Below are 10,620 nucleotides of genomic sequence, written 5' to 3' on the forward strand. Positions count from 1 at the left end.
TCGCTTTGCTCGTAGGCCAAACTAATAAAACCAAAAAACAGACACAAAAAACCCCTCACCCATTGGGTTTATCAAGGTGTGCCTATTAACACTCTCTGCTTTTTGACGCGAGAGCCAAATAATTCATTTAATATTTCTACACTATAGCTATTAAGCTACAGCTACCGACGCCTCGGCGAAGTGACTCGCTGGGCATTTAGCGTAACAATCGATAAGACCAGTATAATCTATAGGGTATTCATCAGTCAAGTACCATCTCATCACCAGCGGAACCCCTGTTATAAATCCTGGCCCTCATAGCCTGAAGAATGCCAATTCCAACACATAAACTTACAAAATTAGACCCTCCACTAGACACAAAAGACAAGGGAATACCTGTAATGGGCAAAAAGCCAAGGTTGGCACCTATATTTACAACAAAGTGAGTGCACAAAATAATGGCTAGGCCAGCCATAAAAAGCTTAGAAAAGTTATCCGAAGCTAGGACTATATTACTATAAAACCTGTAAAAAATGATAAACCACCCCATAAGAAGCAGACCTACTCCAACCAAGCCGAGTTCCTCGCCTATAGCTGCAAATATAAAGTCAGTTTCATACTCGGGTAAAAAACCAAGCCGAGTTTCGGTGCCCCTGCCTATACCCTTACCCAATAACCCCCCCGAACCTATGGCTATCATAGCCTGTCTGCTTTGATACGAACCGCCCAGAGGATCTTGGTCTGGATAAAGAAAATTTGTTATTCTATTTTTTTGATAATCTGCTAAACCATAATTCCACATAAAAAGCGTAGCCACTAAAACCAAAAACATTATCGCCAACATTTGTCTTGTTTTAATTCCAGCCAAAAGTATCATGCCAAACCATAAAACCAAAAGCACCACCGCCGAACCTAAATCTGGCTGCAAAAGAACTAGGCCAGCCGGCAAACCTGCGTACAAAAAAGATGTTATTATATTTTTCCAGCGGTGGAGTTCTATAAAACGCGAAGAAAAATATTTTGCTAAAACCGCTACTAATATTATTTTAACCAACTCCACCGGCTCAAAGTTAAAAGCTCCAAACTTAAACCAGCTAGTTACACCTCTCACCTCTGCCCCAACTACCAAAAGAATAAAAAGCAAAATTAAACCAAAAACATAAATAGAGACCGAGAAAAAAGAACTTTCTTTTATTATCCGCCAATCAAAAAAACTTAAAGCTAGTATCAATAAAAAACCTGCCAAACCAAAAATTAATTGGCGCCAAAAAATCTGACGGCTGGCCGCACTGCCATAAAAAATCAAAAGACCCAATATAAAGACCAGCGCTATAGCACCTAATAATATCCAATCTAGACGTTTGAGATGGTTGATAAACATGAAAGTAGAGGGTAGAAAGTAGAGGGTAGAAATCTTAGCTACTATCCACTTTCTACATTCCACCTTCTATCTCTCCTGTTCCTGCGCTGCTTCTCTATACTGGCAGTAATCGCAGTCCTCTCCCGACTGCGGTAGCGAGTCTGACATCAAACACTTATGCAAGTCTAAAATAACAGGCTCTAGCCAATTGTCATTGCCTTCGTAAGCTAAAATAGAAATATCGAACTCTAGTTTAGAATCAAAAGCTTCGGCATCGGTGTTGCCATTGCAATAAACAAAATAAGCGGTGCTAGAAACTTTAAAATTATTCTGCCTAAAAAGCCACTGATAAATTTCTACTTGTCTTTTATAACCTATCTGCCAATCTGCATCTAAATTAACATCGCCGTCCTTAGAGGTAGCTTTATAATCCACAATAATAAATTCACCTTTGGTATTTACCCAAACATCATCTACTCCGCCAGTTATAAACAAATTTGTTTTGGGGTGCAAATATGTGATGCCTCCGCTTAAAGCATTACGCCACTCATCCATTAATTTATGATCCAACGGCACGGCATCTATATTATAGCTTTTCATTAACGGATGAGCTGTGCCTTGAATTCGATGTGTATCAAATTCCTTTTTTAAAAGTTTATCTACGGCGCTATTTAAACTAAAGGGATAGCCGGGGGGTTGGGCTACGCCCAAGCGCCTATCCAAATAGAAACAACGCGGACAGTTTAAAAATAAATCTATTTTAGAACGGCTTAAACGAAAAGGCTGGCTAGACTTTGGATCAAAAAGCCCGCGAGTTCTTTTGGGATTGTAGTATTTGGACATAAACTTATTAAAACACCGTTTTAATAAAAATAGAAATGTAGTAGATTGAATGTATGTAAATTTCCAATTACTAATTCCTAATATCTAATAAAATGTCTAATGTCGAAAGTTTTTAGTCATTTGTCATTAGGACTTGGGATTTGATTGGAAATTAGAAATTGGATATTAGAAATTATTAATCAGATATTTTATGAGATTCTTAATATACATTTTAATAATTGTCGTCTCGGCAACTTTTTTTGTTTACCGCCAAGAAACCACTAACCAGCCTGAACCCATTTCTCCCATTTCAACCCCTTTACCCCTTTCCGACCCTTTGACTATCTCTACAGAAGCAACCTCCACACCCCTTTCACCCGTTAGCCCCATTTCTCCCATTTTGACCAAGCCCAAGCTTCAACCTGTATTAGATCAAAAAGCTATTGATTTGATACAGCAAAAAATAAACGAAGTTTCCTCCATACCCCTTTCTCCCATTAGCCCCGTTTTGACCCCGCCACCACCCAGACTAAGCCAGCCAGTGCTTTACGATAAAGCATCTTCGCGTGTGGTTAATTTTTTCTGCGAATATGCTAACGGCGTCGAAACTGCCTCTGGTGTAATCATTAGCCCTAACGGCTATATTTTAACCAATGCTCACGTAGCCGAAGCTTTTGTTACAGATAAAAACTATGAATGCAGAATTCGCCAAGGTTCGCCCGCTAAAAACATTGGCTACGCTAAAATAGTTATGTTCCCTAGCGTTTATGTTGGCGCTCCCAAAAATTGGGACGGACACGCCAACGATGTTTCTATTTGGAAAATGACACGCTCCGCTGGCGGCGAACCGATAGCAAACGACTTTCCATATTATTCCATAGATACAAATTTCTTACCCAAAAAAGATCAGATACTCGCCACATTTAGCTATCCCGGCGAACTTTTAGGCTACGAGGTTCTGCTTAAAAGCTTTAATATGCTTTTTGGCGAAACAATAGTTAGCGAATTTAATGCCGATTTTATTGTTTCCGGTATGAGCTTGTCTTCGCAATCTGGCTCTTCGGGCGGAATTTTAGTTGATATTTATACCAACAAGTTCGCTGGTTTAATTTTTGGCGTAACCACCACCGCCAACATAAACGAAAGAAAACTCTTTTCCCTATCGCCTTATGCGGTTGAAAGAGTGGTCAAAACCGAAACAGGTTTAAGCTTGGCGGATTTTTTAAATAACTAACGCAACATCCTAACACAAACCAGCTAAAAGTATATTTACTGACTAAACTAAACCAAACTAAATTAAATTACATTAAACCAACTCCAGCTAAATTAAATCAATACTAGTATCACGAGCATACGATCGTATGCTCGGTGTACGTTTGTGATATAATTTTAAGATATCTAAAATTAAGATGTCTAATTAAGATTTAAAATGCCAAATTTGGGTAAGAAAATATATAGATTGGGACCAATCCAACAAAAAACTCTTCTTTTGTTAGGCGCAGGTCTTGGTTTAAGTTTAGCTCGAACATCAAATCAATATTTTCGCGTACTCAAAGGAGTTAAAAATGAATGGCAGAATATAAACAAAAGATCTTTGGAAACAGCTATAAGGAATTTATATAAATCCAAACTTATCCGCGAACACGAAAACCCCGATGGTTCTTTAACTATGATGCTTACAGACAAAGGCAAGAAGAAAGCTATTACTTTTAATATAGATAATATAGAAATAAAAAAACCAAAAATCTGGGATAAAAAATGGCGTCTGATTATATTTGATATACCCGAAAAGAAAAGGGCGGCGCGAGACGTTTTAAGAGAGGCATTAAAAAGGATGGGTTTTTATGAATTTCAAAAAAGTGTTTTGGTTCATCCCTATCCTTGCCAAGATGAATTAGATTATATAATTGAATACTTTGATATTAGGCCATATGTCAGAATAGTTATAGCTACGGAATTAGATAACGAACTTCATATCCGTAAGATATTCAACATGTCTTGACGTGTTTTGAGCATACGATCGTATGCTGGGTACACAATTGTTTATATTTAATTAGTGCTATTCTATTAGCGTTACTTTCATAAATTATGCATATTGGCGTAACAAAGTTAGAGTGATACAATTAGACCAATTATAAAATAGCGACTATAAATAAAATGTCTGGAGAAAATAAAGAAGGCGGACCTAAAATCGGCGACACCATACCCCAAGAAGTCTTGGAGGGTATGCGCGAGCAAGCTAAAGAAAACTTAAAAGGGCAACTGGAAACAAAAATATCGGACGACCTAGAAGCTTTAGCCTTAGCCGAAAAAGACCCTGCCTTCAAAAACAGTCCCGAAATACAACAAATTAAAAGTGAACTAGGAGCATTCTTAGAAAAAGTTAAAGCTTTAGAAGACCCTCCGGAAGCAGAAGTGATCTCATTTGAAACAGAACGCGAAGCTTTGTCTAACAGACTTTCAGAAACTATACAAAAGATTGAATCGCAGGAACCCGCCCCAGTAACCCCGCCAACAACAGAGACCGAACTTCCTGCCGCACCGCAACCAAAAGAAAGGAAAAGCTATATGGTTCAAGGTAGAAGGGACGAAGAGTTAGCTGGAAGAATTGAAACAGAATCTAAAGAAAAACAGAAAGAATACCAAGAAGAACAACTGCCATTGGTAGCTGAAAGATTAGACGACCAAAAAACTAAATTAAAAGAAATTTTAACAAAACCAGATTTAGGCCCAGAAAAGACTGCGCAAATTCAGGAGGCCTTAAGAGAAACAGACCAGTTTGAAATGAGCGCTAAAGTCCTTAAAGAAAGAGGTGAACTTATTAGCAACGATGTAATAGAAAGATTTTGGCAAAGAGTAGAAAATAATTTCGATATAATTTCGGAGCAGTTTTTAGTTCCGGCAAATTTACCGATAGAATCATCACCAGAGGGAGATCGTCTGACTCAAGAACTAGAACAAAGGTTAAAAGAAGCGCAAGAACCAGCAGAAAAAATGGATATAGACCTTGGAGAAAAAGAACCCTTAACCCAAGAACTACCAACTGAAAGCGAACCTCTAAAATCAGCTTTGGATATTGCTATGGAAAAAACAGAAGAAGTGTCGAAAGCAGTAAAAGAAGTTAAGTCAGAAAACGAAGAGGCTAACAAATCATTTCTTGAAGGAGATATCCCAAAAGAAATGAGAAGAGACATCGCAGATATAAGAAAAGCTAAATTAGAAGAAGCAGAAAAAAACAAAGGCGTAGTAGATGCTGAGTTTACAGAGATTAAACCAGAAGAAGCAGAATTGATAGCTAAAGTAGAAACAATTGAAGATGTAGAAAAACTACCCGAAGCCACTAAAGAAAAAATTGCTAAAGGTTTTGCAACCTGGGGCTTAAGAGCAGATGCTTGGAAAAACGAACAGTGGTCTAAATTGTTCGGTAATGTTTCCAAAATTTATGCAGAAGGTACTGGCGGAGATCGCTTCTTTAAAAATCTTAAAGCTGATTTTATTAGAGATAGAGACAAAGCCAGAGAAAAAGCAAAAAAGATTGATGATGGGGTCATAACAAGAACCGCAAGCATAATGTCTCTAACTGGAAATATTTTGCGCTACGGCAGAGGCTTAATGGACGCTACAGGCATGAGCGTTGTTAACCCGTTAAAATGGGTAACTTGGGGCGCCATGGCAACATCTAGAACGCTTGAAGCTGCTAAAGAAGTTAGTTTAGAAACCACAACAAAAGACAGACTTTTAGATGTGGACATGGCCTTGGAAGAAGCTATAAAAATATATGAAAAGGCTGGTGGAACTTACAGTGTTGATAAAGGTGGAGATGAAAAAGCTTCCAAAGAAAATTTAAAAACTACCTATTATCGTGATATACCAAAAGATTTAGTGGAACGACTAAATTCTAGAAGCACAGATGAAAAACGCACAATGCTTCAAGAATTTTCTTTAAAATTAATAACCTTAGGCATTGAACGTTCTGTTAAAAACACTGCTAAAGAAATTGAGCTTATAGAAGCAAGTTCCATACCACAAGGAGAAAAAGATAAAAAAATACAAGAATTTGTTTTAAAACACGAAGCTAAATTAAGAGATTACGACCGTATTATAGATTCAAACGGCCAGATGGATACTTTAGCCATAGTTAGCAAAAGAATTGCCCAGTTGGGTCGTGTTACTGCAACCGCGATGACTTTGGAAACCTTAGCCGAGATGCCATTTGCAGTTGAAAAAATGTGGGATAATGCCGCCGAAGCTTTGGGCAATTCTGGTCCACCAATAAAAGAAGTTTTAACCCCAGAACAAATAGAAAAAAATAATGCGTTTTTTGATTCGGTTGCTGGAGTTAATTCCAAAGACGGCCTAAGTACCGAAGAAGCTCTTCAAATAGCTAAAACATCCGAGGATTGGAAAGCTTGTGGTCTAGAAAGAGAAGCTGACGAATTAAATACTCATTTTGCTCAATTTTTAGAATCTTCTCCTAACACACTAACAGAAACTCCTGCTTTAGAAGATATAAAACCAGGTTCTGCTTCTGTTGCAGAAACATTAAAACCCTTCCGTTTTGAAAACCCTATAGCTGGCAATCAAGATTCTATTTGGTTCTCTACCGAACAAAGTTTTAGAATGAATCCGGATCGCTTTGGCTACGATGCTTCTAAAGATGGTACTATTAGCGATTGGGCTAAAAAAAGAACCGCCGAAACATTAAAAGAATTAGCAGATAAAAAATTTGGCGGCAAACTCCCCGATCTTGTTCACGATGGCGATAAAGTTATTGTAGAAATAGGCGCCGACGGCAAGCCTTATGTAAATTTCGAAAATTCTTCGGGCATACCTGCCGGCCATCTACCAGAAAAACCAAGCCTTAGCGTTCCAGAAGCAGGCAAAGCCGATGCGCAGGCTGTTGGCGTAGAAAAATTTGAAAAAGCCTGGCGTGAGACTCCGGCTGATTCGCGTAATTCTATTGTCCGCCAATTTATTTTAGGCGAGATGTCTAAACCAGAATATCAAGCTGGAGACTTTCCAAGACCAAACCCAGAAAGAATAGATACTTACACAAAAATGTTTAAGGGCGAATGGGATAAAATAAGTACACCCGAAAAACTGGCCCAGTCTTTATTTGAATTTGATAATAGAGTTAAAGAATATACAGCTTTAATTTTGGAAGGTAAATTTGATAAAAATGTTGATCCTGTCTCTTTCCAACAATTAAAAGAAAATATATTTCCTGTGGAAGGCAAAAGCGGAAAATTATATTTTACTCAATTTGTAGACGAGGGCAAATGGCAATTGTTTGAAGAAGACAAACAAGGCGCTACTCACCAGTTGGACCGCAAGAAAGGATTTTTGGGCGGAAAAACAAAAGTGTTTGATACTATGCATGTTAGAAAGTTTTTGAGAGGTCACTAACGTAACCCTTCAACTCGCAGGCTCGTTCAGGGTCTTTGTTCAACACTAAGTGTTGAACAAAGAAAATTCCCCGCGCTCGTAACGAGCGCGGGGCCTAACCCTTTTTAGGTCAGAAGTTTTTCCCTTTCCTCGCTGATCCCCAAGAAGAAGCGGGATCGGCGGACGAAGTTTGTTGACCGAAAAAACTGGCCTTGGCGATACGTTTATCGCCGTGGGCATCCTTGGCCCGAAGGGCGACGTGGTCGCCGAACGTTCTTTTGAGGAGCTCCAGCTCCTCTTGGGTCAGTTTGGAAATATCGAGACTTTCTTTCGCCTGACCCTCCAACTTCTTGACCCTATTGGCGGACTTCTGAAGTTTGGTCAGAGAAGCTCGTAAGGCAATAGCCGAATCGGCTAGGACTTTTGTCCTGCCATACATCTCGGCTCGCAGAACACTGTCGGCCAGCACCATAGCCACAGCGGAACTATCCTGCTTGGCCGCGAGCGTCTGGATGCTATCGCCTTGAGCGACGACTTCGTTCGTCAACCACTGAACATCGGCCGAGAAGTCATCCGGGACCCTGATGTTGGCAACTACTGCCAACAAGCCAATCAATACGAGGGCGATCAACTGCGCGTGAGCTTTCATGACAAATCCTTTCTTTAGAGGATTAGGGAAACTACGTTATTTTTTAGAACTGTATATAGTATAGCATATCGCTATATATCCTGTCAATAGCTAGGCACAACCGCCCAAAATAACCCTAAAAAACCTATATTCTAAGCCATTTTATTCATACTTCCCGCATCTTCTCGCTCGAGCGAGAAGATGCGGAGATTAATAAAGATTGATATAATATATATATAATATAATCGATATATTTATTTTAAATATATAAAAACCCCGCTTTGGCATTAACCAAAACGGGGTTACAATCTAGGGCTCAAACTTATTTCTTTTTTCCCATATATAACCAATGAAAGAACTGGTATCAGGAGAGACTAAAGAATCTGGTGTTACTGTAGGTTCAAAAATAGAAGCAGACTTTTTGCCCGTGGTATCGGGAGTAACAACAATCAAAGTCTTAACCATGGGTTTTTCTTTTTTGCCTTTTTCTTGAGGAGATTTCTTTGACATATCCTTAATCTGAAGACTAAGATGCGTACTATCGGATTTTAAAGAATGTATCCTAAGGTTTAAACTAGAAACAGAATCTCTTAAAACATATACTTTAGATCCTAAAGAATCAGCCACTGTCTGCAAAGAATCACGCGATTCCCTCGCCTCATTTGCCAGACTTTCCATATCATCAAAATTCCTTTTTAGCTCATCGTCTCCACACGACATCACCAAAAAAGAAACTGCAACCAAGCGAACTATCCTGAACCAATTCATATTGTCCCTCCTTGTTTGAGTTAAAAAGATCTAGTCAATTTTTAACATAATAAAATAAGTTGGTCAATTATCGAGCCAAGTTCAATAAAAATTTAAATGAAAACAGGCACGCATTTACGTGCCTGTTAGAACTACTTCTTTTTCCCTCGTATTGACTCCCGAAGCTTTCTAACCCTTTCTGCTTCGGGCGATTCAGTTTCCGTTTTTAAATCGCTAGAATCTTTACCAACCGCGATGGTACTTATATTGGAACCGAGGTAATCAGGAAAGAAATGGTAAGCAGTGAGAACGCCTGTTAGAAAAATACAGACAATAATCGCAATTATAATTTGCGTTATGTTGTAACTCACCACTATCGCTTTCTTTTTGACTCTGGGTTTTAGGCGAAGAAGCTCCAGCTCCCTTTTGCTTTCCTCAAAAAAATCTTCAAGGGGCCGGAGGGGATCTAGATTTTCCTCTTTGCCTTTCAGCTTGAGCCATTCAAGAACCCTCCCCATAAGAGACCATCCTATCTGGTAGCGAGCGGACTTACAGGGGCGGTGGCCTCTCTAAGTTCGGAATCACCATTCCGACTAGGCAAGGTCGCCGACGTTTGTGTGGCGGGTTTTATTTCTCTGGCGCTAGAACCTGCATCCCTCGGCAAGAGTTTTGCGCCACTATCGATCGCGGCGGTCAACACCTGATTCATTGTTTCAAGCGAAGACTCTTCGTCCAACTGTTTCTGCTCGGCCTGCATCACACGAACATACTGATACAACCAGACGATCATGCGCATCTGAAGCGCCATGGTCTTTAGGACTATTTGTCGGAAACTCTTGGCGGCACCAGAAGTTTCCTTGCCTTCGTCCTCCAGCTTACCTAGCAAGCTATCGGCGGTTTGCTTCATTTCATCGAAGGAATCTAAGTTCTTCTTTGTCGCCATGTCCGAACCTCTCTCTTTTGAGGGTTTTTAGTTAAGGTACTCTTGACGGTAATACTAGAACACAAACAAAAAAAGGTCAATGTAGACCTTTTTTTGTAAAAACTATTTAAGAAAAAATGTTAAACATCCAGTGTTTAACATTTTACCAGATTCGGTTACAAAAATTTCGGCACTGACCTACTCTTCCTAGTCTTCAAGGACTAAGTACCATCGGCGCTGGCCAGTTTCACTTCTCTGTTCGAAATGGGAAGAGGTGGTTCCAAGCCGCTCAAAGCACCGAAATTTTTATAACCGAATCACCCAAATTCTTGAAACGGAGCTAATCCTGTTAGAAACCACGCCCGCGCTTTGCGCGCCCGAAGAGCCTTTGGGGCGAGCTGTTTCTAACGGGACTGAACACTAAAAACTGAATAAGTAGCCCCAGTAATGTACATTCGTATGCGTTACTGGATAAGCAAACTGGCACCACAAAGAACTTTAATCGCTTGAAAACCCTTCTTCGCATAAAGCTACGAAGGGCAAGTTGCGATCTTAGTGCTTTCGTGAACATGCTCGATTAGTACTCCTCGACTCAACGCCTTACGGCGCTTACATCTAGAGCCTATCAACCTAGTGATCTTCTAGGGAGCTACGAGATCTAATCTTGAGGGAGGCTTCGTGCTTATATGCTTTCAGCACTTATCCCGTCCGAACGCCGCTACTCAGCACTGCCACTGACGTGACAACTGATACACGGGAGGTTCGTTCCTTCCGGTC

The 10,620-nt window shown here is 39.8% G+C and carries 9 protein-coding genes and 2 rRNA genes; 3 read left to right on the forward strand and 8 right to left on the reverse strand.

Annotated elements, in window-relative coordinates; genetic code table 11:
* Positions 1 to 241 precede the first annotated feature (241 nt).
* Both Q8Q95_04140 and Q8Q95_04145 read right to left on the reverse strand, forming a co-directional pair.
* A complete protein-coding gene (locus Q8Q95_04140; GenBank protein MDP3764781.1) occupies positions 242 to 1,360 on the reverse strand; it encodes an FtsW/RodA/SpoVE family cell cycle protein in 1,119 nt (372 codons plus the stop codon).
* A 66-nt stretch (positions 1,361 to 1,426) separates the two neighbouring features.
* Complete coding sequence (locus Q8Q95_04145; protein ID MDP3764782.1) at positions 1,427 to 2,182, reverse strand: PD-(D/E)XK nuclease family protein; 756 nt, start codon at positions 2,180 to 2,182, stop codon at positions 1,427 to 1,429.
* 190 nt (positions 2,183 to 2,372) lie between these two features.
* On the opposite strand from Q8Q95_04145, the gene Q8Q95_04150 reads away from it, so the two are divergent.
* From Q8Q95_04150 to Q8Q95_04160, 3 genes are all read left to right on the forward strand, one after another.
* Positions 2,373 to 3,395: a trypsin-like peptidase domain-containing protein gene (locus tag Q8Q95_04150; protein MDP3764783.1), complete on the forward strand. Its 1,023-nt coding sequence runs from the start codon at positions 2,373 to 2,375 to the stop codon at positions 3,393 to 3,395.
* A gap of 195 nt (positions 3,396 to 3,590) precedes the next feature.
* A complete protein-coding gene (locus tag Q8Q95_04155; GenBank protein ID MDP3764784.1) occupies positions 3,591 to 4,163 on the forward strand; it encodes a hypothetical protein in 573 nt (190 codons plus the stop codon).
* Positions 4,164 to 4,318: 155 nt separating this feature from the next.
* On the forward strand, positions 4,319 to 7,567 hold the full coding sequence (locus Q8Q95_04160; protein MDP3764785.1) for a hypothetical protein: 3,249 nt from the start codon (positions 4,319 to 4,321) through the stop codon (positions 7,565 to 7,567).
* Between the two features lie 109 nt (positions 7,568 to 7,676).
* Here the strand turns inward: Q8Q95_04160 and Q8Q95_04165 are convergent, their stop codons facing one another.
* From Q8Q95_04165 to Q8Q95_04190, 6 genes are all read right to left on the reverse strand, one after another.
* Positions 7,677 to 8,195 carry a hypothetical protein gene (locus Q8Q95_04165; GenBank protein ID MDP3764786.1) on the reverse strand — a complete coding sequence of 173 codons (519 nt, stop codon included), beginning with the start codon at positions 8,193 to 8,195 and terminating at the stop codon, positions 7,677 to 7,679.
* 288 nt (positions 8,196 to 8,483) lie between these two features.
* A complete protein-coding gene (locus Q8Q95_04170; GenBank protein ID MDP3764787.1) occupies positions 8,484 to 8,942 on the reverse strand; it encodes a hypothetical protein in 459 nt (152 codons plus the stop codon).
* A 131-nt stretch (positions 8,943 to 9,073) separates the two neighbouring features.
* Positions 9,074 to 9,439 (reverse strand): hypothetical protein, encoded by a 366-nt coding sequence (locus Q8Q95_04175; GenBank protein ID MDP3764788.1) that lies wholly within the window; start codon positions 9,437 to 9,439, stop codon positions 9,074 to 9,076.
* A gap of 11 nt (positions 9,440 to 9,450) precedes the next feature.
* Complete coding sequence (locus Q8Q95_04180; protein ID MDP3764789.1) at positions 9,451 to 9,864, reverse strand: hypothetical protein; 414 nt, start codon at positions 9,862 to 9,864, stop codon at positions 9,451 to 9,453.
* Positions 9,865 to 10,028: 164 nt separating this feature from the next.
* Positions 10,029 to 10,145, reverse strand: a 5S ribosomal RNA gene (gene rrf, locus Q8Q95_04185).
* Positions 10,146 to 10,400: 255 nt separating this feature from the next.
* Positions 10,401 to 10,620, reverse strand: a 23S ribosomal RNA gene (locus Q8Q95_04190); the annotation flags it as partial.

It is taken from the genome of bacterium, from assembly GCA_030697795.1.
Lineage (GTDB): Bacteria > Patescibacteriota > Minisyncoccia > JACQLN01 > JACQLN01 > JACQLN01.